The organism is Betaproteobacteria bacterium, assembly GCA_016720925.1.
Classification (GTDB): Bacteria; Pseudomonadota; Gammaproteobacteria; order Burkholderiales; family Usitatibacteraceae; genus UKL13-2.
In genome coordinates, this window is the sequence record JADKJR010000017.1 from 1 (window position 1) to 23,211 (window position 23,211).

Consider the following 23,211-nt stretch of genomic DNA (forward strand, 5'->3'; position numbering starts at 1 on the left):
TTGCCGCCATTGGTTATAGCGGGCAATTTCAGTTTCTAGCGGCTATTGATATTTGCGTTGAAACTGTCGTCTGGCGTTCGCTTCAAATTTGCGTCGTTCAAGAGTGTACTGCATCGGCGCGAAGGATATGTTCCCGCACCAATTCACATGATGCTTGCACAGAGGGGCCGATTTGGTATGAAACGCACCTGTTGCCGCGCGCGAATCACCCCGCGCCAAATCTTTTCAGCAAAAGTTTACCGGTCTCCAACTCCAACCAGGCCATCAGGCGCGATCAGGAATGACCCGCAGGATGACCAGCAGGACCATCGGCGATGGGAATCAACCCCGCCGACCAGTGGTATCAGGCGCTCAAATGGCTGCAGGAATGGTCGACACAGGGCATCAAAGAATGGCCGGATGGGATGGTAGGGGCTGACCCAGGAAATAACCGCCTGAATGATGACCTCACGCCCATGAGCAGATAGATGGACAACTGAGAAGCTTCACCAGCGCCAGGAGGAAAACGGTGGTTTGGCCAAAATCCGGGCACAATAAGCATATTGATGCTCACGATTGCATAGATGGCAACGAGCAGAACGGTCTGGGCAATCCATTTTCACCAGCAAATGAAGTGAGATCGGGTACCATGACTCCGGGAACGACTTCTTGCGCATTGGTTTCACCGGTAAAGCTTTAGTCAATGCAACGACGAAATTGGCGATAGGATTGGTGAAACGGCGCCTGGAACGCCTGGGCATAAAAGCGTGGGAGTACCGCCAGGACAAACAGGTTGAATATTTATTCCAGCAGGTAGGCTGGGGTGCTTGCGTGGCCATCAGATTTTTCTCCTGTTTCGTCAGCGGTTTCCCCGCTCACTTCGTCCCCCCAGCTCGCGCGAGCGTTCGCACGCTGCCGCAACACCGGCAGCCAGAAGTGCTGCTTCATTTTGCGCATCAAAGGCCTTCAATGGCGCGCCTGCTGTGCCGCGTTTGGAGGTGACGCGTTGCCGCAACACCGCTGGCGCCTCATCGCTGTGCGCGGCGAGCTGCGCACTACCGAGAAATGTCTGCAGCGCAAATTCAAGCGCTGTGGATTCGTCGTGCCGAGCCCTGTGCCGCTTGCTCCAATGCCTCGATGAAATAGAACACGGCGCAGGCCCAGTTGCCGAAACGGCGGTGACCGTATCCAGCATTGCCTTCATCAAACCACGCCGTCTTGCCGACGGCACACTCATTATCTCGCACCATTGCACGCGAATCCTTGCTGACGCATGGCATGGCGAACAGCCCAAAGCCGATGCCGGCCCGAATCAGGGCAGGCGTATTCGGCATCGCGCACGATGTTCCGGAATATGGACTTTCCGCCCGATGGGCCCGTGTGTTCCCCCTTCCCGCGACAGCCAATTGGCAAGATCAGACGTGCGAATGCCGCAGCCAATGCTCACTACCAGCTGCGCCTTCAGGCTTTCCTGCGAACGGCGCGACGGCAGCCATCATCATCGTGGCTTGACAGCTAAAACCAGGACATCGACAGCGAAAGATCGCGTTCGTGAAGTTCGCCACTTGACGCGACACCCACCCTTGCAAGCGCCCGCGCGTTTCCGCCAATGGTTCAATCGCTGAAGGTCGCTGGTGGGTGTCCCTTTCGCGATAAGGCCGCCAATGATCGCCTGACACATGTTGCCGCCACTGATAAACAGAATTTTCAAGATCTCGCCCAAAAATTGCACTGTCGACCCGCACAATGGTGGCCCCCTCCTCTATCGCCACACCATAATCGACGCGACATGCCCATTGGAAGGGTCGATGGCGAGTTCGTCCCGATTCATCGCGTCAAACAACTGATGCATGATACGAAATTTGCGTCCTTTATTGCGGTTTCATCCGGGGTATTTCCAATTATCGTCATCAGCCCGCGAAATCTGAGGCGGCAGACTGGCGATCTCGCGGGCAAGCGCCAGCGCGCTGGCGGCCCCACGCCGCTTTTTGGTGGCTTCCGCTGACATTGATCTGCAGGCAAACATTCAGCGGCGGCGACCATGGCGGTGCGCCGACAGTGATTGGGCAATCTTCAAACGAGATGGTAAGTGCGCTTTGTGCGCTTTTTTTTTTTTTTTGTTGCATTGCAGGATTTCAAGTGTACTATTTATCCAGGGTCGAATAATTGGGCACGTGCTTCGCTTTGTTACTCTGCAGCGGACCGATGAAATGCCAAATCAAACCCTGCGATCGCAAATTGGCCATCGCCTCGATTTTTTTAGTAACGGCTTCCTGCACATAATTTTCGCCGAATGCGCGCTGTCCAGGCAAACGCTCGCGAAGTTCGTCAACTGCTTTTTCCGCCTTCGACACGGCCACCAGTGTTACCGGCCGTTGCCGCGTCTGCGGCAATCGTGCAATCGCGGCATTGATGCAGGCTCTCACGTGTTGCAAGTCCGATCTGGATTGGGGACATAATCACTCGCTGAGAAGCCACTTTCGCTGACTGCGTTCGCTTTGGCAAGCAATGTGTCCGTTCGATGGGCTATTTGCCGCCGATTCCGCAGATTCAATCCAACATCATGTTCGGCTGGAAACCGCCAAGGAAAAGTATAAATGGAAAATTGCTGAACTCCTCGCATTTGGTGTATTCAAGAACAAGGCATCCGATCTCCATCTTTCAGCCGGGCTGCCTCCCATGATCCGCGTGCACGAGGATGTTCGGCGCATCAATGTTTCCCGCTCTCTGCGCATGATGACGTACACGGCATGGTCTACGACATCATGAATGATGGACAGCGCAAGCATTACGGGGAGGAAAACCTCGAATGCGATTCTCATTTGAGATTCCAAATCTGGCGCGCTTCCGGGTCAATGCTTCAACCACCAGCGCGGCGCGGGTGCGGTCATGCGTACCATCCGTCAAAGATCCTGTCCCTGGCTGATCTCAACGCACCGAAAATTTTCGAGGAAATTTCCAACCAGCCGCGCGGCATGGTGCTGGTGACCGGGCCAACCGGTTCGGCAAATCCACCACGCTGGCGGCGATGGTGAAACCACATCAACGACAATGAGTTTGGCCACATACTGACGGTTGAGGATCCGATGCGATTTGTGCATGAGTCAAAAAAGTGCCTCCCGTGAATCAGCGGAGGTCGGGCCCATACGCTGTCTTTGCCAACGCATTGAGATCAGCGTTGCGTGAAGATCCGGACATCATTCTGGTAGGTGAAATGCGCGATCTGGAAACGATTCGCCTGGCGATGACCGCCGCCGAAACCGGACACCTGGTATTTACGGCACGCTTCATACCAGACTACGCGAAGACGGTCGACCGTATCATCGACGTGTTCCCGGCCGCCCGGAGAAAGGGGAAATGATTCGCGCCATGTTGTCCGAATCGCTGCGAGCGGTAATTTCCCCAAACTTACGCAAGACCAAGGACGGCAATGACGCGTTGCGGCGCACGAGATCGTGATTGGCACGCCCGCTATTCGCAACCTGATTCGCGAATCCAAGGTTGCGGAAATGTATTCGGCCATTCAAACCGGGCAGGCCATCGGCATGCGACGATGGATCAGAATCTGGCCGACCTGGTGCGACGCGGCGTCATCACGGGCTGCCGAAGCGCGCAACAAGGCTTCCAACAAAGACGCGTTTAATTGATCGTATTGCGGCCACTGGAGAATTTATGGAACGTGACCAGGCACTAAATTTGTACACGAATTGTTGCGCGCGATGCTCGCTAAAGAAGGCGTCCGATCTGTTTCTCACGGCCGGGTTTCCGCCCGCGATGAAGATCGACGGCAAGATGACGCTCGGTTTCCCCAGTCGAGCCTGTCGCCCATACATACCGGCGAGATCGCGCGGTCGATCGCCATGACCGACAAGCAGGCAGCCGAATTCGAAGCGACCAAGGAATGCAATTTCGCCATTGCGCCAGCGGGAATGGACGCCATCGCGTCAACGCATTCGTGCAGCAGGAAGAATCGGGTTGGAGCTGCGTACCATCACGACGGCCATTCCCCCAAAATGGAAGACTTTGAACCTGCCGGTCGTGCTGAAGACGGCGATGACCAAGCGTGGACTGGTCATCCTGGTTGGTGGTACCGGTTCCGGAAAATCGACGTCGCTGCGGCGATGATCGGCTATCGCAATGAAAACAGTTACGGGCACATCCATTCATTGAGGACCCGGTTGAGTATGTGCACGAACACAAGAATTGCATCGTCACCCCGCGAAATTGGCGCTTTCGATACGGACAACTGGTTCCGCGGCGCTGAAGAACACGCTTCGCCAGGCGCCGGACGTGATCCTGATCGGCGAAATTCGCGACCGCGAGACCATGGACTACGCGATTGCCTTCGCCGGAAACGGCCACTGTGTGCTGCCGACGCTGCACGCCAATTCCACCAATCAGGCGCTCGACGCATCATCAACTTTTTCCCGGAAGAACGTCGCCACCAGTTACTGATGGATTTGTCGCTGAACCTGAAAGCATTTGTTTCGCAGCGGCTCATTCCAGAAAGAAGGCAAGGGTCGTGTGGCCCGCCATCGAGATCCTGCTGAATTCACCGCTGATTCAGGATCTGATTTTCAAGGGTGAAGTGCACGAGATCAAGGAGATCGTGAAGCGCTCCCGGAAAATCGGCATGCAGACGATTCGTTCCAAGCGCTGTTTCGACCTTTCTCGAGGCCGACATGATTTCTACGAGTGACGCGCTGCGAAATGCGGACTCGTTAAACGATTTGCGCCCGAAGATCAAACTCGAAGGCAAGAACGCCGGGAAAAGATCTGGCGGCGGGGCTCGAACACCCGGAAATCGTCAAGTAGTCTGAAGCCAGCGGCGCTATGAAAATCGGGCAAAAGCCTGATAGAGCGTTACGATGCTGCCGACTACCGTAAATATCAAAGCGCTCGCGAGGAACAAGGTCACCGCTTGAGCGGCATTGGTGTTAGTGTCAATGGAAGCGTTTCATGATGCCCCTTTCGATGAGGTTTGAACGCATAATTGGTATGTGATCGTTCCCCCCCCGCTTCTTGCATAAACCTGCCGACTTGTTGAACAAACCTGCTATTCACTTTGAATAAACCTGCTATTTCATGACGGGCAAATTCGCCACCTGTGCATTTGTACGTCTGGGATGAACGTTTTTGTACGTAGGTCCCAGCACCGCCACTACCCTGCATCGCAATCACGCGGCTGTATGGCTGAACGCATCAGAGGGAAAGATGCGCGTAACACTTGCGGATGGGACGGTTCTGGAAAACAGTGTGGTCTACGTGCTTTGGATACCGAATACGCGACGGCCGAAGTGACGACGTCGATTGCCGCGCTTTATTGGGAACCGGAAAGTGCCAGCTTCCATCGCATTTCGAGCGCTTTGGAAATGCGCCACATGCATTTGGCTGCCGTCATTCCGGCACGGAAGACTGGTTAATGCTGCAAAATCCGGCAACTTTACTCGCCGACGCCGAGCAATTGATTGCGCGAATTTTCGATTGGCACCATCGGACTTGGTCACATCACCACAGCCCGATAGCCGGTTGATACTGCGGTGCGATTCCTGCGTGAATCGCCTGAGCTTTACGGCAGCATCGACGCACTCGCTGAAAGGTGCACCTTTCACCGTCGCGATTCGCACATGTTTTCAAGACTGCCGTCGGGGTGCCGGTGCGTCGTTATGTGTTGTGGATGAAGCTGCGACGCGCACTGGACCTGCCATTGCGGAGTTCGCTGACAACCGCCGCGCTGTCAGCGGGTTTCGCGATTCCGCGCACCTGTCACGTACCGTGCGAGCCATGATGGGCATTGCACCCGAATATCTGTTTCGACATCGCGAGCGGCTGGTGATACACCGGTAGGATCGCTTTGTCGACATGGTCGCACTTCCCCATGACTAACCACAAAACTCTATATCTGGCGCGGCTTTACAGCCATTTTACCGCCAAACGCCGCGCCAGTCCTTGTGTTTGACTATTTATGCGGGCTTGCGGTTACTGCCCGCGATGATCTTATTCCAGCAAACGGCATTCGAGTTTGCCGTTGAAGAGTGGCGTACGCTTGATGGCAGATAATCGCATCAACTTGGCAAGCCGCGGATCGCCGGTGAACAAACGCCCGCCAGCCGGCAAATTTCTGCTTTAATACGTCCCCGAGCTTCGGGTACAGCGCGGCGAGATCGTCCACTTCGCCGAGCCGTTCCCGTATGGGGATTGGTGACGATAACGCCACTGGGCGCCGGGGCCGAAAACCTCGAGAATATTGACTTGCTTGAGATGCACAAAATCGAATAGCTGGTTGGCAGTGAGGTTTTCACGCGCATCGGTGATCGCATAGCCATTTATCGGAACCATAAATCGGCAGTGGCGTTGAGGGTGCCGGTTTCTGCATAGCGGCGCGCGGCTCACTTCGGCGTCCCACATCGCGCGATCAAAAAATCTTCAGGGTGTAAAAGCAAATTCGCGCAATCGGTTGCCCGACAGGCCGGGCGCGATATTCAGCGACATCTCGGCCGCTTCAACCAGGAATGTACCGCTGCCGCACATCGGGTCCATGAACGGTTCTTGTGTGTCCTAACCGATAATTTGATAATGCCCGCAGCCAGGTTTTTCTTCAGCGGCGCTTCACTGGGACGTTGCGCAGGCCGCGCTTGAACAAGGGTTCACCGGAAAGATCAGGTAATCGTTGCGTGGGTGGCGTCGAGGAACGCATGGATTCGCACGTCGGGCGCACGCGCATCTACCGAAGGCCGCGATCCTACTTGTTCGCGGAAACTTGTCGCACACCGCATCCTTGATACGCAGGGTGATGAAATCAAGGCTCTTGAGCGGACAGCGGTGCGCATTGATTTCGACCTTGATGGTTTTCGCCACGTCAAACCAGGATGGCCACGGCTGCAGGAATGCCGCGTCGTAAATATGCTGTTCTTGCTCATACGGGAAGTACGCTACTCGCCAAAGAATTCGGCTCGCAATCCGCGAATGAAGATTGGCGCGATATCCGAGCGCCTTGTCACCCTCAAAGGAAACGCCGGCGTCCTGGGCCAGCAGATTCGTGGCCCCCAGCGACTCAAGCTGGACGGGGAGAGCGCCGGCTAACCCGGGGACACGGGGCAAAAAAATGTTCGCTCATTTGGTCCTAGAAAGGCTTTGGCGACGACAAGGTAGACGATACCGATCAAAGCCGGCAACGCGGGGATTTCATTTAGCCAGCGATAAAAAACGTGGCCATGCCGGTTACTGTCGCGCTTGAAGTCAACCATCAATTTGCCGAGATAGAAATGGTGCGCGATCAGCACGAGTACCAGCGCGAGCTTGGTATGCATCCAGCCACCGGCATTGCTCCACCAACCGAGCCATAGCCAGGTGCCGAGCGCAACCGTGATCAACATCGACGGCGTCATGATGCCGAAGTAAAGCTTGCGCTCCATGATCTTGAATCGCTCGATGGAAACCGCATCCCTCCGCCTGCGTGTGGTAGACGAACAGCCGCGGCAAGTAGAACAAGCCGGCAAACCACGCCACCATGAAAACAATGTGAAACGACTTAATCCAAAGCATGTCTATTCCAGGTATTTTTTCAATGCCGCATCAAGTGTGCCTTGCGCATGCATGATGAGCTCACAGAATTCGCGTACGGCGCCGCGGCCGCCCGCGGCTTGTGTCACGTAATGCACGTGCGGTTTCATGTATTCGGGCGCGGCAGGCACACAGGCCGCAAAGCCGCAGTGCGAAAGAAAAGGCAGATCAACAATATCATCACCGAGTCCCGCCGCTTCTGCAGCCTCAATCGACAGGCCGTTCAGCAACTGATCGAACACCTCACGCTTGCCGGAAATCCCATGAAGAGCTGGGTGATGCGCAATCCTTTGCGCGCCTTGCCAGCGCCTCCGATGAGCGACCGGAAACGATTGCCAGTTCGACACCGGACTCCTGCAGCATCTTTCAGGCCGTGGCCGTCGAGCGAGTTGAAAATCTTCGTTTCTTCGCCATGGACCGTAGTGGAGCTGGCCCTCAGTCAATACGCCATCGACATCGAACACTGCCAGTTTGACGCGCGCCGCACGGCCAGCACAATTTCCGACACACCGGGGCGCGATCCAGCGCGTCACAGCACACCTGCACGCATCAGTTCAAGCACTGCACGACGCCGAGCAGCTTGTTGCGTTCGTCCACCACCAGCAGGCCGCTGGAGCCGATCTTGTGGCGTTGAATGAGTTCCGCCGCCTCCACCGCCAGCTTGTTCGCGGAAATCGTCTTCGGTGTGCGTGTCATCACGTCAGCAACAGGTATTGCGCGGATATTGTCGTGCGCCTCCAGCGCGCGCCGCAAATCGCCGTCACTGAACACGCCCAACACGGTATCGTTTGCATCGACGACCGCCGTCATTCCCAGTCCTTTCTTGGACATTTCCATGATGGCCGCCGGTAACAGGGCATTTCCCGCCACTTTGGGGACGCGTTCGCCGACCACCATCACATCACTCACGTGCATCAGGAGTCTGCGGCCAAGCGAGCCGCCCGGATGGTGCATCGCGAAGTCTTCTTCGCCGAAGCCGCGTGCGTCGAGCAAGGTTACCGCCAGCGCATCGCCGAGCGCCAGAGTAGCCGTCGTACTCGCCGTGGGCGCCAGGTTGAGCGGGCACGCTTCCTTCTCTACGGCCGCATCCAGATGTACAGTCGCTGCTTGTGCCAACGTTGATGTTGGCCGCCCGGTAATTGCAATGATAGTTGTGCCGCGCCGCTTAAGTTGCGGAAGGATATTGAGAATTTCAATGGATTCGCCCGAATTGGAGATCGCGATCACGACATCGCCCGCCGTGATCATCCCAAATCTCCATGACTGGCTTCACCGGGATGCATGAAGAAAGCAGGCGTTCCGGTGGAGGCCAGTGTGGACGCAATCTTGCCGCCGATGTGTCCGCTTTTTGCCCATGCCCGTGACCACCACGCGGCCTTTGTTTTCGACGGCCTCGTAGAGCAACTTGTGCGCGGCAAGAAAGTCATCGCCAAGTTTTTGCGACAGCGCCATCACCGCGTCAGCTTCAATGGCCAGCGTTTCCCGCGCGAGATTCAGCGTGCGCGCAATATCTGAAATAGAACGAGGTTGTAATAGACTCTGCATATCGACATTGTAATGTCATCCTACCTTCTCATACATAAGCGTCAATGACCGCACATGCCACACTGCCGCTGGTTGTAATTCTCTTGGCGACGGCCGTCGTGACGGTGGTCGTGTTTCGCCGCCTGAACATGCCGGCAATTCTGGGTTACCTGCTGGTCGGTGTTTTGATCGGTCCATACGCGCTAGGCGTGGTACCCGACACGCCGGGTACGCGCTATCTGGCCGAGTTTGGCGTCGTATTTCTCATGTTCTCGATTGGATTGGAGTTCTCGCTGCCGCAATTGGTATCGATGCGCAAACTGGTGCTGGGCTTTAGGGCTCCAGGTCGTCCTCTCCATCCTGATCGTTATTGGTATCGCGATGCTGGCGGAAAAACCTGGCAAGCGGGCCTGATTCTTGGCGGCATTCTCGCCATGTCGTCCACGCCATCATTACCCAAGGTGCTGGCCGAGCAGACCTAACATTCCCTGCACGGCAAAAACAAATCATGGGTGTCTTGCTGTTTCAGGATCTGGCGGTGATTCCGCTGCTTGTTCTGATACCCGCGCTGGCGCTGTCGGGTGAGCAAATTGCTTTTGAAATTGGCGCGGCACTATTAAAAGCAGGCGCGGTGCTGGCGGTCATATTGATTCTCGGCCAACGCATCATGCGTCCGCTGTTTCACGTGATCGCCGCGCAGAAATCCTCCGAGCTGTTTGTGCTCGCGGTACTGTTTGTACACTGGGGCTCGCATGGGCGACGGATGCGTCGGGTTTGTCCTGGCACTGGGCGCCTTCCTCGCGGGCATGCTGATCTCGGAAACCGAATACCGCTATCAGGTCGACGATTACATCAAGCCGTTCCGCGATGTGTTGCTGGGCCTGTTTTTCATCACCATCGGCATGCAGCTCAATTTGCGGGGAGGTGCTGGACCACTGGGGCATCGTGCTTGTTGTGCTGGTGGCGCTCATCACCCTCAAATTTCTGGTGATCATTGTCCTGGCCACGGTGATGAAGAACGACAAAGCCGTGGCGCTACGTTGCGCGCTGGCATTGGCGCCTGCTGGCGAATTCGGGTTCGTGCTGCTGTCCCTTGCCGGCCAACACCATGCTTTGGGCGAGGCGACGGTGCAGGTGGTATTGGCGGCCATGCTGATTTCAATGCTGCTATCTCCACTGATCCTCGCCCACAGCGACAAAATCGTCATGCGGCTGGTGGCCAGCGAGTGGGAAGCGCGCGCCGCAATTACAGCAGCTCGCCATCAAGTCGATGAGCAAGAAGCGGCACGTCATCATTTGCGGCTACGGTCGATCGGGACAAAGCCTGGCGCGTTTTCTGGAGCAGGAAAAATCTCCATCATCGCGCTTGACGCTGACCCGATGCGGGTCAAGCAGGCGGCAGCTGCGGGCGATTCCGTCATGTTCGGCGACGCCGCGCGCCAGGAAGTGCTGACGGCCGCCGGGCTGCCGCGAGCCTCCGCCGTGGTGGTGAGCTTTTCCGACACCCATGCCGCCATGACCATTCTTTCGCATGTGCGCGCGCTACGCCCCGATGTGCCGGTCATCGTGCGCACGTTCGACGATACGGATGTGGAGAAGCTCAAATCTGCCGGGGCCGCCGAAATCGTCGCCGAAGTTGTCGAAGGCTCGCTGATGCTCGCCACCCAAACCATGCTTCTACTGGGCGTGCCGCTCAATAAAGTGCTTGGCGCGCCTGCGACAGGTGCGCGGTGAACGCTATGCGCTGATGCGTGGCTTCTTTCCAGGCGTGACCGATATGGACGATGCGCAATTTGACGGGCAACAGCCGCGCATGCAGTCGATCAGCATCGATGCCGGTGCGGCGGCCGTCGGCAAGACCATTGCATCTCTGCGATTCGATGAGATCGGGATTCAACTTACCGCGATGCGACGAAAAGGCGCACGCGAGACCGAAGTGCAGCCTGATTTGCGACTCGAATCTGGCGATGTGCTGGTGTTGACGGGGACGCCCGAGTCACTGGCAAAGGCGGAGATACGGCTGTTACAGGGGTAGCCGCATTCCTGACTGTATTCAACAGGACCGGCCGGATAGCCCTTGGCGATGCGGCAATTCAGGCGCGATTCCCATCCGAAAAAACCCGCCGAAGCGGGCTTTTTCTATTGTCACGCAATCAGAACGCGACACATACCGTATAGACCGCTCCATCACCGGCGGTATTCATCGCCGCCGTCGTGGTTGCATCGGCTGCGGTCGCTTGGTTGTTGCCCGCCATGATTCGAACAGAGCCGGTGGCGGGATTACCGTCATCGAGCGTCGTATCGATTTGACGCGAGAAGCGCCCGTTGATATTTCCCTGACAAACAAAAAACGAACCGCTGAACGGGTGGTAGGTGCCGTCAATACCGGAGCACTGGTGATCCCGAGGTTGCCATTTTCGCTATTGAGGGGACGATAGTCGACTGCCGCCGTATTCGTCGAGCCCGTGGCGAGGTTTGCAAAGCGAACATGCTGCCAGAACAGGAATGATTCATCCGTAACGGTGGTCGAATTCCACGCGCCTTCGATGCGTCCATTCGCCAGCGTTGCTGCCGGCGTGGTAGCAGTGGTCGCGCCCGCAAGATTGGTATTTGCGCGCGGATCATCCCCCGGCATCGCCTTGAAGCGATCCTGATAGCCGTATACCTGCGTGGCGACCAGCTTCATGTCGTTGACCATTGCCTTGACCTTCGCGCTATTGATCAATTCCTGCCCCTTCAAGATGCCGCCAAGCAGTAGACCGATAATCACCAATACAATGGCGATCTCGACTAGGGTAAAGCCCGACTGCTGATTTTTCATGCTCTTGATATTTTTCATTTCATTCCCCGAATTTCCGTTGGTTAGGGTGCGTTTGATTTAGTTTGTGTTCTTAGTTGATGGCGAGACCGAGTACCATCCCAAAAAGCAATGAATGCTGTTGCGAGGTCATACAAATTCATGTGGTCGATGGCTTTCATGTAGAACTCCAATCTTGTCATTGAACAGCTTGAGCAGATAAAAGCAATCGTCGTGCCAATATTCTATAGCGTTGATTTATAATATAAAAATATTCCCCGCACCCATTTCAGACAGCGAGTGGCCAATATTCGACACGGATTTATGTCGCTGCGCCGTACACCTGTCCGGATATTCGACAGGCCTGGTGCAAGCTGCATCATGGCCGGCCGGCCCCTATTGGCGCGGCGCGTCAATTCAGGCTAGGCTTTCGTTCCATGCCCTTCACTCACCGCCCACTCATTTGTGAGTAACCATTTTCCTGCTACCGATAAACCCCTGATCTCCTGGATCGTGAGCGGCCGTCGCTGGGTCATTCTGGCGATGTTGCTGTCGCTGCACGCGGGGCTGTTGTCGGAATCGGGAAGCGACTTTCAGCGCATCTGGCTGATGGTGCATTTCGGGCTGTTCCTCCTCTGGCAGCCGTTCATCAGCACCGAGCGCGAACTGAAAGTGTTTGCCCTGTTCCTGCTCCTCGGGATCACGGGCGTCGTGCTGTACAGCCTGTCGGGATGGATGCTGGCCACGTGGCATGCCATGCTCATCGCCATCATGGGCGGCAAGGTTTTCACGTCGCAGGCTGCACGGCGCAGCCGCTCCTATCTGGTCGCGGTGTTTTATCTATTCACGATTCTCTTGATCTGGACCGTGCCCGTTGCGCTGCTGGAAATCACCGACCTGCCACCCGGCCTACGAGTGCTGGTCAGCGTATTGCTGCCGCTGTCGTTGCTGTTAATGGTCGTGCTGCCGTTCCGGGCGGAAGATGGAAGCGACGACACAGGTGTTCGATTTCTTCTACAGCCTGATCGTATTTCAACTGGTCGTTGTACTGGTGCTCGGCACCATCGCCGCGATGCGAATCACTCATAACCAGTACTTTCAGGCGGTGGTGCTGACGGTACTCGCGTTTTCCGCGGCACTTTCATCCTCGCGGTGTTGTGGGGGCCGCGCACCGGCTTCGATGGGCTGCGCACGTATTTCTCGCACTACCTGATGAGCGTTGGCATGCCGTTCGAATTGTGGATGCGGCGCGTCGCGGAATTGTCTGAAACCGAATTGAGTTCGGCGCGCTTCCTGCAACAGACACTTGAGGAGATCGAAAAATTTCCGTGGATCGTCGGCGGCGTGTGGACGTCGCCCGATGGCCCGGGCCGCTATGGGCGAGAGACGGAATTCGATTCGCGCTTTCAATACCACCATCTCGAAATCATTTTTTATACCGAGATCCACATGTCCCCCGCGATGTTTCTTCACCTGCGGCTGCTGGCCCAGGTGGTCGGCGAGTTCTACGAAGGCAAACGCCGCGAACAAGTCCTGAAACAGAATGCCTATATGCAAGCGGTGCACGAGACCGGCGCGCGCCTCACGCACGATATGAAAAACCTGCTGCAGTCGCTGTACGCGCTAACCTCCGCGAGCGTGGCCCAGCCGCCGGACAACCGCCGCAAGAAGACGCCCTATGAGGCCATGCTCGAACGGCAACTGCCACAACTGGCCAAACGCCTGCAATCCACGCTGGACAAATTGCAGAATCCCGCGCTGGCCGGCGCAACATCATGCTTTCCACGGACGACTGGTGGCAAGAAGTGCTTGTCCGGCACGCCGATGACGATGCGACCTTTGCTTCACACGGCACCCTCAGCGGAACAATTCCCTCCGCGCTTTTCGACAACGTACTGGAAAACTGTCTCGAGAATGCGCGCAAGAAGAAGTTGGCGGATCCATCAATTGAAGTCAAGATTGAAATTGCAATAGCCGCCGAAAACACGGTACTTTCGATCACCGATACCGGCAGCGCCATTCCCGGCAGCGCAGCGGATGAATTGTTCCGATCGCCAATCGCCAATTCGCGCCGAAGCGGATACGGTATCGGCCTGTTTCAGGCGTTTCGGCAGGCGGATGAGTTGGGATATGTGCTGATTTTGGCGAGCAACCGGGCGGGGGAGGTCCGGTTTGAATTGCGGCGGGCGTAGGCAAGAAAAATAACGTAGAACGCCTATTGGTGGGGGTTTTCAGGTGTTTATGGTCTGCGAGGCGCGCCAGTGCTTGTGTTTACGCTCATTGTTTGCGGACTTTTTTTGATGTTACGGCAGCTTTCCCGCGCCTTGCATACTATTGAATAGTACGTTCAGGGAAATCCAGTTGACCATATCATCAAACTCATTTGCCCCGCCAACAGTCGGAGTATGAGATACGAATGCAAAGGTTTGGGTCGCTGTAGTCTTCACGTTGAAACCTTCATCGGCTCCGGCCCCACCCGTTGCAGCATTCGCACCCAAGGAATGCGACTGCGGGCGTTTTGTCAGTCAATTTCACCACGCCCGCACCGCATGCATTGCCGTTGGTAACAGCAGGATTCGTCACTGCCGTCGGTAACGTGCCAACTGGCGCCGATTGGCACACGAAAGAAACTTGGACGTGCTTTCAGAAAGCAATGTCGTTGTTGCCAATTTCATATTGCCAGCCTTGGTAAAAGGATATGAGATCCCATTTATCGGGACCGTATCCGATCCCCACACCGCATACCTAATCCGATTCTGCTGTAGTCCCCAAGCGTCAATCATGAAGCCTTGGCTATCGACAGGGCTCAATCCTAGAGTTACTGCTGGCAAATAGCCCGTCCAATATTCACACTTTCCAGCCGCCGCGTCTGCAGGCGATGCAAATCTTTCATCCCCAAACGAGTTGACAGCACCGACAGTAACTCCATCTGTTGCGGGGCACGGGATTCTGCCGTTTGCTGCCGCGTATCCAATCAGAGCCTGCTGCGCCAAGTCCAACATTTTTTGAGTTTCAGCGGCGCGTTTCTGATTCAGTTGCGTTGTGATTGGTATCGCTAACGTGGCAAGGAGGATGGTCAAAATGACCAACACAACCGCTATCTCAATCAGCGTGAACCCACGATTGACCGCAGTTTGATGGTGCATTGGAAAATTCTTCGTGGGCAACGGCATGACTAGTTTTTTATTGCGATCACGCGATCGCGCGTAGGCAACGTTGAGGTCGTTGGGACGTATGTAAGCCGGCGGAGGCCAAGCCGGTCGGCTCTAGGTAATTTGTAGAAATCGAAGACGGTCGGGATTGCGTAGGCGTCGCAATGCCGGGCAAAATGAATGCAGCCTGAACGGCATTGTCTGATCCTACGGTGAGGCAATCACCCGCAACCACGCATGACTTCGTACCACCTTTTTCGAAGGCCTTACCGATCACGTAGTGAACGGCTGAATTCCATTCGTTTCCAGTGAACCAGGCCGGTAGACCATTCGGATTACCGACTGGCTGCCAGTCCGCCAAACCCGTGCACGGCAATCCAGAATGTGGGCTTGCCGCAATGTACAAGGGTAATCTTCCAGAATACGTACTGTTCACACAGTTCAGCCCATTTGAAAGGCATAGTCAGGATAGTTCGCGGCGTATGGGTAGTAGCTATTTGTCCATAGTAATCATTCAATGTGCGCGTCAGAATCGCCGCAATTCGATCTTCGATTCTTCGGCATGAAATCCGCCGTCGTAATGTAGGCTATCTGGTCGTTAAACGTTGCGCTGACACGATCCGCGATGTATGGCCCAGCGCTGGTCGCATTATTCCGGCCAGAACTACTTTCCAGATAGTTTGCAGCACAGATGTTTCCGGCAATACTTGTTGCGGTAGTTGCGCAAAAGGACGCTGCAGTTGTCCGCGCCTGATTGGAAACCGGCGCGCCAGCGGAGAATACGATTGCCACGACTTGACTCTTTAGAATAGAAGTGCCGCCGACATCGTAAATGGTCAATGAGCCCAAGGTATCGCTGTTGATCTTTGCGACAGCCGGGCGAAAATTCGTTGATACTGCGTACCAAAGTGGCTCGCCGTCGCTGTCAAAAATCTCTGGTATCCCAAGTGTTTTCCACGGTAACCGTCCGATCCGAACCGTTGCGCATGACCCCAAATCTAGACCGTAATTTGATGCCGTTGGTGCAACTCTTGTGGGCATGGAAACTCACCGGGCCGCCCAGGATCATCGCGCGTAATTGCATATGCGAGTAACGCCTCCTTAGCCTTTGCCAAGGCCAATGATGTATTCTCGCCGCGTGAAATTTTTCGGTTACCCGTGGCAAGGTCCGTAATGAAGACAATGCCTAGAATGCCTAACATTGCGAGCACAACGAAAATCAACACAAATCCATTGCTCTTGCTTGACGGGCTTGTGCGTTTAGTAGTTGTGAATGCTCGACTCACTGCGCGCAGCTCACTTCTTTGCAGCGCGTTTGGCTGCGATCTTGTGAGAAACCAGTTTCTTCGCAATTCTTGGCCGCATTGGGGGCTTCGACACAGCAGCCGTTCTACTTAGGTCGAGAACCCGAATTGCTTCGGAAGGCCCACCCACATCTTGCGGCTGCAATCCATTCGCCTTCAAGCTTTGCACGTTATTGCGTACCTGCCCATCCACCCAAATTGTGGTTTGCCCGTCGCTGCGCTTAACAAACCCATTCAAAACCGATACGGCAGGCTCAACCAAAACACCCGCATCATCAATCACCGCAACCGCGCCAACCTTTCGCACGCGATCCATTTGGTCGCGCTGTTCGCGGCCGAAGAATAATGTTCCCGCCAAAGGCTGCGTCACCGGTGCAATCTTGTCGACAGACGAAGGCGCTGTTACCTGCACGTTGTTGGTTTGCGCGATGCCTTCCGTTGCGACAACCAGAACAGCCAGCATCAGCGATTTCTCAAATATGTTCATAGCGGTTTTCGCGATTCGGCGGCGGCCTGCAAATTCGCGGGCTTGCTCTTGTCGACGAGCGTAATCCATTCAAGCGTGCAATCCGCTTCGATGGTGGCAGCCACGGCATTCGATGGTACGACAGCCACGGGCGGCGTTGCTGATCCTGCTGCCGGCAGCGCAGTCAATCCTGCCGTTGCCGCCGCTCGCTGTTCAGCACCGGCGGCGCGCTTGATGGAACATTTGTCGATGGGGAAAAAGCCACGCTGGATGCGCGGAAATTCATCCAGAAAACCAACCAGATCACCATCGTGATACGCCTGAATCTTCATGTGCACGCGGCTGGCCATGATGCCGACAGATGAATAGTTGACGCCGGTCGCAAATTTAAGCGGCCGCTGCGGCGCCACCTCATATTCAAGTCCCAGCAGCTTGTGGCGCCTCTTCAATTCAGCAAGCGCCTCGATCAGGTCCAATCGGTGTTCCGGCGCAAACGCGCCGCGCTCAACGAGGCTCTTGTAGGTCTCTTCGGATCCTTGCAAGTCTGCACGCTCGCGTTTGAGCGTTCCAGCCGATTACGCAGCTCCTGCAAATTGCGCTGAGAGACGACCTCGGAATTCGTTTCCGATTGCCAGAATAGATAGCTGCCGCTCACCAGGAAAATGGCGACGCCCAGGCCGGAAAGTGCGACGAGGCCGGCAAACCGCAGCGCCCTGAAGGCTCCGCTTGAGGCTTTGGCGGTCATGTGATCTCCCAGTGCAGGTGATTTTCAACGTAAATCTCACTTCGCTTGCTTCTGACGCTGTTGGCGTCGTGGCACGCAGAATCGCCGTCGGTTTCACGTCTATCGGCAATTTCACGATTTCCGTTTTCATGTTCGGTGCCTTGTTCAGCCGCTCGACCATGCGTTCGATATCGGCAATGGTGGCACGGTAATCCCCCGAAAGCGGGTGACCGCCGCGTCAATGATCAACACCTCGTACTTACCGCCCGGCAACGGCGGATCCGCGTCCATCGCATTGATGGCCGCACCGGCGGGTGGTTGTGGTGCACCGGGCGCAAGTCTGACTTCCGATCTGATGTTCTGCGCAACGGGTGCGGCCACCGCGTCATACGGGGGCACGAAACCCGAATCCTGGTTTGGCGCCCAAACCGCTTGCAACAATCGCATGTCGGGAAACTCGGTCCACACCAACGCAAGATCCTTGAGAAGCGAAGCGGGCGACGGAGACTGCTGGCGAATCTGCGCCCTGAAAAAAGTGCTGGCGTCCCGAACGGTGTCGGTGGCGCTGGTTTGCCCTTCCATGGCCTTGGAAATGGCTTGATATTCGGCCTGAATCGTACGCACGAATTGGCTACGCTGGTCTATCACCGAAGACATGGTCGCCGTCTGGTAAAGATTGAACGCCGCTCCGGCCGCGCCAATGGCCAGCAAGCCTGCCGTTAATCCATACAATCCAATCTTGGCGCGGCGATATCGTGCAAAGCGCATCGGCTCTTTTTCGGCAAAGTGATTTTCTACTTTGCCTTGGGCATAGAGATGAACCAGCACTTCTTCCGCATGCGATGACGTCGGCGAAGGTTTCAGCTTGATCTTGGCCGCGACTTCGCCAATATCCAGGAATCGATACTTCAACAGCGGCAAGGCGCGAATAGCCTCCGCGACCATTTCATGATCTCGCGCATGCACCAGGATGCACACTTCCAGCGTTTCGCCGCCGGCGAAATTGCGCAAGGTATCCAGGTAGTGCCAGGTACGACTGGTCTCGGCTGCGATCAGCGCGCCGACGGACTGACCTTCGTCGTAGATGATCGGCGTCAGGCGGCTGAATTTGACATGTTTGTTCTGGAAGTACGTTTGACGCAGCCCGAAATCCGGAACAATCGTCACGAGCAGCGTATGTGCAAAAAAGATATTCAGTACGCCTGGCAGGCGAACCGATAGCACCGCCGACGAGGAGACGCCCTCCAGTGGCACCTCCGCATGCTCCAGCGCGGCAAGCCAGGGTTTTACAAGATCGGGGTTGGTGATGGCGTGATACAGCACGCGATCATCCCTTCTCCTTTCGGTCTCCCGTTCCTGGACGATGGCATGGCGAAAGGTGGTGGCGCGGTATAACTGGGCGAGCTTGCGCCCGAGGATGGCGTCCTGATCACCGCCGCGCAAATGCGGTACCGTGTCGAGGCGGAAATCCTCCTCGATCAAATCCGTCACGACATAAGTCGGCACTTCGTGGTGACGGGCAATATATTCGGCAAATGCCACCGAGTCTGCATCGGTTGAATTGAATACTTCACGTTCGACAATGGCGCCACCTTTCCAGATGAGCGCGATCATTTTGTCGTTGGTGAGGTAAAGAAATTGTTTGGCCACGTTTTACGCTTCGCTTCGTATCAGAACTTGATTTTTGCGATGACGTCGTACATCGGATTGAATACGGTCACCAGAATGCCGATCAGAACCCCACCCAGCACCACGGTCAGAATCGGTTGAATCATTTCCTGCAATCGACTCATCTGTTCTTTGACGTCACGATTATAAAAATAACTCACATTCAGCAGCGACGTATCAAGTCCGCCGGTTGATTCCCCAACTCTCAGCATGCGCAGCACGAGCGGCGGGAACAAGCGCGCATTCTGGAACGCCTGGCTGATGCCGGTACCGTCATTGATTTCGCGACCGACACGTTGCAACCCCTCTTCAATGACGCGGTTACCAACAATTTTTTCCGAGATGTGGATGCAATCGAGTACGCCCAATCCAGACTGGTACATCAGCGCGAAGTAAGTCGAGAATCGCGCGAGGATGATTTTCGTCATCAACGGCCCCATGATCGGCAGCTTCAACATCATTCCGTCGATCCAGTATTTCGCATCATCGCTGCTCTTGGCGGTGACAATGGCCGCCACCACGATGACAATCGGCACACCGATGAACAAGAACCAGTATTTCTGCATGACCAGCGATACCGCGATCAGCGCCATGGTGGAGGCGGGCGGATTGGGCGTTAATGCTTTCATTGTCTGGCCTAGTTGCGGAACCAGAAACACCATCAGCAGGAAAACTACGCCAAATATCACCGTGCCCGCAAAAATCGGGTACATCATGGCCTTGCGAACCTGAGCGGTCAGTTCGTCCTGCCACTTCAGGTTCTCGGTGAGCTTGGAGAGTACCTCCGGCAACTGGCCGGACTGCTCACCCGTACGGATCAGCGCCACAAACACCTGATCGAACGCCTGCGGGTGTTCCGCCATGGCATCGGACAGCTTGAGGCCGCCCTCAACGTCTTCCAGGACGCTGGCAACGATTGCCTTGAAGCCGTCGTTTTCGACCGTGTCCCGCAAATCGGTCAAGGCATCGATGATTGGCACGCCCGCACGCATCAATTGATCCATGTGGAAACAGAACGTGATCAGTTCCTTGCGCGACACGCGCCGCGCGCGCATCAGCATGGACTTCTTGATCGACTGAAAAGTGACCAGATCCAGCCCGAGTCTCTTCAGGCGCATTTCCAGATCGACCGGGTTGAGCGCGTCGGCATGCCCCGACAGAACTTGGCCCGTGTCGTCGATCGCGCGGTAGGAGTAGGAAGCCATTTCGTTGTGCTTTCAGGCTACGCCACGCGGTCTGTCAGGTCGACGATCCGGGTAATTTCCTCGAGACTCGTCTGCCCCGCCAGCACCCGTGATACCGCATCTTCGGCCAGCGTGCGAAAGCCGGTCCGGCGCGCGGCTTCGCGAATTTCCCGGCCAGTTGCCCGGCGCGCGATGAGTTCATCCATATCGCCATTCATCTTGAATAGCTCCATGATGGCCAAACGCCCGCGATAGCCGGTGTTATCGCATTCCTCACACCCGGCGGCGCGGAATATTTCCCCTTTCCATCCCGGGTCGACACCAAGTATCTTCAGCGTCAGTTCGTCGTCGGGACGGTAAGGCTCACGACAATGCATGCACACACGCCGCATGAGGCGTTGCGCAACGACACCGATAATGTTTCCCGCCATGATGTCCGGCAGCACGCCCAGATCCTGCAGTCGCGGAATGGCGCCAATGGCGGAATTCGTGTGCAGAGTCGAGTACACCTGATGGCCAGTCATGGCGGCGCGAAATGCCATTTCGGCGGTTTCCTGATCGCGAATCTCACCGACCAGAATTACGTCCGGATCCTGGCGCATCATCGAACGGATGCCGCTCGCAAAATCGAGCTTGGCCACATTTACCGACGTCTGGCGAATCAAGGTCATCGGATATTCGACCGGATCCTCCAGCGTCATGATATTCACGCCTTCGGTGTTGACGTGGTTCAGAATCGAATAGAGCGTGGTGGTCTTGCCGGAGCCTGTTGGACCGGTCACCAGAATAATGCCTTCAGGCCGCGCCATCATCAGCCGCAGCATCTTCAATTCATCTTCCTGTAATCCCAGATCCTCCAGCGGGACAATGCCCTTTTGCCGATCAAGGATGCGTAGCACGATGTTCTCGCCGTGCGTGGTTGGCTGCGCGGACACGCGAAAATCCACCGGGCGGCCGGACAGGCTCAAGGAAATGCGCCCATCCTGTGGCGCGCGGGTTTCCGCAATGTTCATGCCGCTGATAACTTTCAATCGCACGACCATCGCCGACCAATAATTCTTGTGTAGCGATCGGATCTGTCTCAACACGCCGTCTATGCGGTAGCGGATGCGCAGAAATCCCTGCTCCGGCTCGAAGTGAATGTCGGACGCGCTGCGCTTGACGGCATCATTCAGCAGTGCATCGACCAGTCGGACCACCGGTTGACTGTATTCGTCAAACTCCGTCGCCAAACTCTGGTAATCGATTTCTCCCGTTTCAATCTCATTCAGGATGCCGTCGATGGATAGCTCGAATCCATAGTGCTGTTCAATGCCGATCGAAATATCGGATTCGCGCGCAAGCACCTGTTCGATACGCACATCATCCTTGATGAGCGCGCGAATCTGATCGAGTGCCACGACGTTCGAGGGGTCCGCCACCGCCAGCAAGAGCTTGCGCGCCTGCTGGTCGTAATCGACCGGCAATACCTGGTAGCGGCGCGCGATATCTTTCGGGACCAGCGCCAATGCATTGTGGTCGATGATGGTATTGGACAGGTCAATAGCGACCTGACCGAGGCTCTCCGAAAGCGTGTCGCGAATCGTCGCTTCGGTCACAAAACCCAGGCGAACAAGTATCTTGCCCAACGCGGTTTTTGACTTGCGCTGTTCGGTCAGCGCGATATTCAGCTGGTCGGGCGAGATGACGCCGCGCGCAAGTAGCGTCTGGCCAAGCGGCAGTTGGGTAACGGGGGCGTTCATTTGATCCATTGGTTGCAGACGCGTGACATCGCTAGATGCAAAATCCGTGATTGACACGACAGGTCGATTGTATCAACCCGACTGAGGCCCTGAAGACGCGACTCAATGCCTCGATGATGCACTTTATTCGCTGTACCCATGCCGCCTCGGTTATTACGGGAATCGGTCGTGAGATCCTTGACGCGACGGGACACGGCAGCGGTGTCAAACTGTCCACCTGATTTTGGCTGCGCCGCTTGCGCCTTCAGATAATATTCAAGCGCCAGTTTGGGCTGCTTCAAATGATCGAGGCTGACCGCCAGATTGTAAAGATAGTCGGCATTTTCGGACTCCAACCGGTAGGCTTCAAAGTAGGCTTGCTGTGCTTCCACCCAGCGCCGCTCTACTGCATACAGATTGCCGAGCGTAAAACGTAACGACGCCGCTTCCGGATTCCGGCCCACCAGCGTCTTGAGTTCGACTTCCAGCGAAGGCGACCTTGAATCGCGCACGGCCAACAAACCTGCAAGTGCCGCGCCATTGCGCGGATCGATCACCAATACTTGCCGATAGTGGCGCGCCGCCAACGCCAATTCACCCATGCGCGCAAGAACGGTCGCCATCCCAAGTTGCGCATCCGCGCTTGAAGTATCCGCCTGCACCAGCTTTGCGTACAGTGTCCGTGCCCGCGGATAGTCGGCGTTTTTCAGCGCCTCGTAAGCGTCAGTGATTCCGAAATTGACTGCTGGCGCTTCAACCGACTGCGCGAACTTCAGCTCGACGCGGGCTTCCTTGACACCGGCGCATCCTTCAGCGACTTCACCATAGCTTCACGCTCCGTGAGACGCATCGTCGTGCTTGCCGTCATTCGCGGGGCAAGTTTGGCAGCGAGGTCTGTTCTGCCGCTGGCGGCAGCAATGGCGGCAGCGGCGGCACTACGGACATCGCTGGCAATCCAGGTTTGGACGCACTTTCGTCGGGTTGTCTGGCGCCCGGTTGGCCCGGTTGTCGGCTGCGCCGCAGGCAGTGTCATTGCCGGCCGTGCCGCAGATGTTCATGGCGGCAGGCCGGGACATGCGATTGACTTCATTCAAACGTACCAGCCACCACCGCCCACTGCCAGCAGGGC

Annotated in this window: 18 protein-coding genes and 8 pseudogenes; 7 read left to right on the top strand and 19 right to left on the bottom strand. The window is 56.1% G+C overall.

Annotated features, from left to right (window positions below; genetic code table 11):
- Positions 1-236 precede the first annotated feature (236 nt).
- The 3 genes from IPP88_18670 to IPP88_18680 all read right to left on the bottom strand — a co-directional run bounded on the left by IPP88_18670 (position 237) and on the right by IPP88_18680 (position 1,690).
- On the bottom strand, positions 237-443 hold the full coding sequence (locus IPP88_18670; protein MBL0124655.1) for a YggT family protein: 207 nt from the start codon (positions 441-443) through the stop codon (positions 237-239).
- A 395-nt stretch (positions 444-838) separates the two neighbouring features.
- A complete protein-coding gene (locus tag IPP88_18675) occupies positions 839-1,183 on the bottom strand; it encodes a hypothetical protein (protein ID MBL0124656.1) in 345 nt (114 codons plus the stop codon).
- A 294-nt stretch (positions 1,184-1,477) separates the two neighbouring features.
- Positions 1,478-1,690 carry an NAD(P)-binding domain-containing protein gene (locus IPP88_18680; GenBank protein ID MBL0124657.1) on the bottom strand — a complete coding sequence of 71 codons (213 nt, stop codon included), beginning with the start codon at positions 1,688-1,690 and terminating at the stop codon, positions 1,478-1,480.
- Between IPP88_18680 and IPP88_18685 the strand changes: the two genes are divergently transcribed.
- Positions 1,589-1,984 (top strand): hypothetical protein, encoded by a 396-nt coding sequence (locus IPP88_18685; GenBank protein ID MBL0124658.1) that lies wholly within the window; start codon positions 1,589-1,591, stop codon positions 1,982-1,984. The genes IPP88_18680 and IPP88_18685 overlap by 102 nt on opposite strands.
- A gap of 139 nt (positions 1,985-2,123) precedes the next feature.
- Here the strand turns inward: IPP88_18685 and IPP88_18690 are convergent, their stop codons facing one another.
- Positions 2,124-2,405, bottom strand: a complete 282-nt coding sequence (locus IPP88_18690) for a hypothetical protein (protein ID MBL0124659.1) — start codon at positions 2,403-2,405, stop codon at positions 2,124-2,126.
- Positions 2,406-2,487: 82 nt separating this feature from the next.
- Here IPP88_18690 and IPP88_18695 point away from each other — a divergent pair.
- From IPP88_18695 to IPP88_18705, 3 genes and pseudogenes are all read left to right on the top strand, one after another.
- Positions 2,488-3,622 (top strand): annotated as a pseudogene (locus IPP88_18695) (type IV pilus twitching motility protein PilT).
- Between the two features lie 29 nt (positions 3,623-3,651).
- Positions 3,652-4,799, top strand: a pseudogene (gene tadA, locus IPP88_18700) (Flp pilus assembly complex ATPase component TadA).
- Between the two features lie 369 nt (positions 4,800-5,168).
- Complete coding sequence (locus IPP88_18705; GenBank protein MBL0124660.1) at positions 5,169-5,402, top strand: hypothetical protein; 234 nt, start codon at positions 5,169-5,171, stop codon at positions 5,400-5,402.
- A 540-nt stretch (positions 5,403-5,942) separates the two neighbouring features.
- Here the strand turns inward: IPP88_18705 and IPP88_18710 are convergent.
- From IPP88_18710 to IPP88_18725, 4 pseudogenes are all read right to left on the bottom strand, one after another.
- Positions 5,943-7,096, bottom strand: a pseudogene (locus IPP88_18710) (class I SAM-dependent RNA methyltransferase).
- 10 nt (positions 7,097-7,106) lie between these two features.
- Positions 7,107-7,524 (bottom strand): annotated as a pseudogene (locus IPP88_18715) (CopD family protein).
- Positions 7,525-7,526: 2 nt separating this feature from the next.
- Positions 7,527-8,063: pseudogene (locus IPP88_18720) on the bottom strand (phenylphosphate carboxylase subunit delta).
- Between the two features lie 28 nt (positions 8,064-8,091).
- A pseudogene (locus IPP88_18725) lies at positions 8,092-9,087 on the bottom strand (KpsF/GutQ family sugar-phosphate isomerase).
- A gap of 44 nt (positions 9,088-9,131) precedes the next feature.
- Here IPP88_18725 and IPP88_18730 point away from each other — a divergent pair.
- Positions 9,132-11,101 (top strand): annotated as a pseudogene (locus tag IPP88_18730) (cation:proton antiporter).
- 118 nt (positions 11,102-11,219) lie between these two features.
- On the opposite strand, the pseudogene IPP88_18735 reads toward IPP88_18730, so the two are convergent.
- A pseudogene (locus tag IPP88_18735) lies at positions 11,220-11,887 on the bottom strand (prepilin-type N-terminal cleavage/methylation domain-containing protein).
- Positions 11,888-12,328: 441 nt separating this feature from the next.
- Between IPP88_18735 and IPP88_18740 the strand changes: the two are divergent.
- On the top strand, positions 12,329-12,952 hold the full coding sequence (locus tag IPP88_18740; protein MBL0124661.1) for a hypothetical protein: 624 nt from the start codon (positions 12,329-12,331) through the stop codon (positions 12,950-12,952).
- A gap of 9 nt (positions 12,953-12,961) precedes the next feature.
- Here IPP88_18740 and IPP88_18745 read toward each other — a convergent pair whose 3' ends face one another.
- Positions 12,962-13,453: a hypothetical protein gene (locus IPP88_18745; GenBank protein MBL0124662.1), complete on the bottom strand. Its 492-nt coding sequence runs from the start codon at positions 13,451-13,453 to the stop codon at positions 12,962-12,964.
- Between the two features lie 185 nt (positions 13,454-13,638).
- Here IPP88_18745 and IPP88_18750 point away from each other — a divergent pair, with 185 nt between their 5' ends.
- Positions 13,639-14,055, top strand: a complete 417-nt coding sequence (locus IPP88_18750; GenBank protein MBL0124663.1) for an ATP-binding protein — start codon at positions 13,639-13,641, stop codon at positions 14,053-14,055.
- 387 nt (positions 14,056-14,442) lie between these two features.
- Here IPP88_18750 and IPP88_18755 read toward each other — a convergent pair whose 3' ends face one another.
- The 9 genes from IPP88_18755 to IPP88_18795 form a co-directional block, all read right to left on the bottom strand.
- The gene (locus IPP88_18755; GenBank protein ID MBL0124664.1) at positions 14,443-15,036 is read right to left on the bottom strand and encodes a prepilin-type N-terminal cleavage/methylation domain-containing protein; all 594 of its coding nucleotides are present in this window, start codon (positions 15,034-15,036) and stop codon (positions 14,443-14,445) included.
- Between the two features lie 1,275 nt (positions 15,037-16,311).
- Positions 16,312-16,806 (bottom strand): hypothetical protein, encoded by a 495-nt coding sequence (locus tag IPP88_18760; protein ID MBL0124665.1) that lies wholly within the window; start codon positions 16,804-16,806, stop codon positions 16,312-16,314.
- Positions 16,803-17,327 carry a hypothetical protein gene (locus IPP88_18765; protein ID MBL0124666.1) on the bottom strand — a complete coding sequence of 175 codons (525 nt, stop codon included), beginning with the start codon at positions 17,325-17,327 and terminating at the stop codon, positions 16,803-16,805. The genes IPP88_18760 and IPP88_18765 overlap by 4 nt, the downstream gene beginning before the upstream one ends.
- Positions 17,252-17,530, bottom strand: coding sequence for a hypothetical protein (locus IPP88_18770; GenBank protein ID MBL0124667.1), 279 nt, complete (start codon positions 17,528-17,530; stop codon positions 17,252-17,254). The genes IPP88_18765 and IPP88_18770 overlap by 76 nt, the downstream gene beginning before the upstream one ends.
- Before the next feature lie 144 nt (positions 17,531-17,674).
- Complete coding sequence (locus IPP88_18775; GenBank protein ID MBL0124668.1) at positions 17,675-19,159, bottom strand: hypothetical protein; 1,485 nt, start codon at positions 19,157-19,159, stop codon at positions 17,675-17,677.
- Between the two features lie 20 nt (positions 19,160-19,179).
- Positions 19,180-20,382 (bottom strand): type II secretion system F family protein, encoded by a 1,203-nt coding sequence (locus IPP88_18780; GenBank protein ID MBL0124669.1) that lies wholly within the window; start codon positions 20,380-20,382, stop codon positions 19,180-19,182.
- A 17-nt stretch (positions 20,383-20,399) separates the two neighbouring features.
- Positions 20,400-22,103 carry a Flp pilus assembly complex ATPase component TadA gene (gene tadA / locus IPP88_18785; protein ID MBL0124670.1) on the bottom strand — a complete coding sequence of 568 codons (1,704 nt, stop codon included), beginning with the start codon at positions 22,101-22,103 and terminating at the stop codon, positions 20,400-20,402.
- Positions 22,100-22,705: a tetratricopeptide repeat protein gene (locus IPP88_18790; protein MBL0124671.1), complete on the bottom strand. Its 606-nt coding sequence runs from the start codon at positions 22,703-22,705 to the stop codon at positions 22,100-22,102. The genes tadA (IPP88_18785) and IPP88_18790 overlap by 4 nt, the downstream gene beginning before the upstream one ends.
- Positions 22,706-22,854: 149 nt before the next feature.
- Positions 22,855-23,115 (bottom strand): hypothetical protein, encoded by a 261-nt coding sequence (locus IPP88_18795; protein ID MBL0124672.1) that lies wholly within the window; start codon positions 23,113-23,115, stop codon positions 22,855-22,857.
- Positions 23,116-23,211 lie beyond the last annotated feature (96 nt).

Bases quoted from the DNA above. Each gene is read 5' to 3' on its own strand.
- IPP88_18675 (MBL0124656.1), bottom strand. From the start codon at position 1,183: ATGAAGGCAATGCTGGATACGGTCACCGCCGTTTCGGCAACTGGGCCT.
- IPP88_18685 (MBL0124658.1), top strand. From the start codon at position 1,589: ATGGTTCAATCGCTGAAGGTCGCTGGTGGGTGTCCCTTTCGCGATAAG.
- IPP88_18705 (MBL0124660.1), top strand. From the start codon at position 5,169: ATGGCTGAACGCATCAGAGGGAAAGATGCGCGTAACACTTGCGGATGG.
- IPP88_18750 (MBL0124663.1), top strand. From the start codon at position 13,639: ATGCTTTCCACGGACGACTGGTGGCAAGAAGTGCTTGTCCGGCACGCC.
- IPP88_18755 (MBL0124664.1), bottom strand. From the start codon at position 15,036: ATGCCGTTGCCCACGAAGAATTTTCCAATGCACCATCAAACTGCGGTC.
- IPP88_18760 (MBL0124665.1), bottom strand. From the start codon at position 16,806: ATGAACATATTTGAGAAATCGCTGATGCTGGCTGTTCTGGTTGTCGCA.
- IPP88_18770 (MBL0124667.1), bottom strand. From the start codon at position 17,530: ATGACCGCCAAAGCCTCAAGCGGAGCCTTCAGGGCGCTGCGGTTTGCC.
- IPP88_18780 (MBL0124669.1), bottom strand. From the start codon at position 20,382: ATGGCTTCCTACTCCTACCGCGCGATCGACGACACGGGCCAAGTTCTG.
- tadA (MBL0124670.1), bottom strand. From the start codon at position 22,103: ATGAACGCCCCCGTTACCCAACTGCCGCTTGGCCAGACGCTACTTGCG.
- IPP88_18790 (MBL0124671.1), bottom strand. From the start codon at position 22,705: ATGGCGACCGTTCTTGCGCGCATGGGTGAATTGGCGTTGGCGGCGCGC.
- IPP88_18795 (MBL0124672.1), bottom strand. From the start codon at position 23,115: ATGACACTGCCTGCGGCGCAGCCGACAACCGGGCCAACCGGGCGCCAG.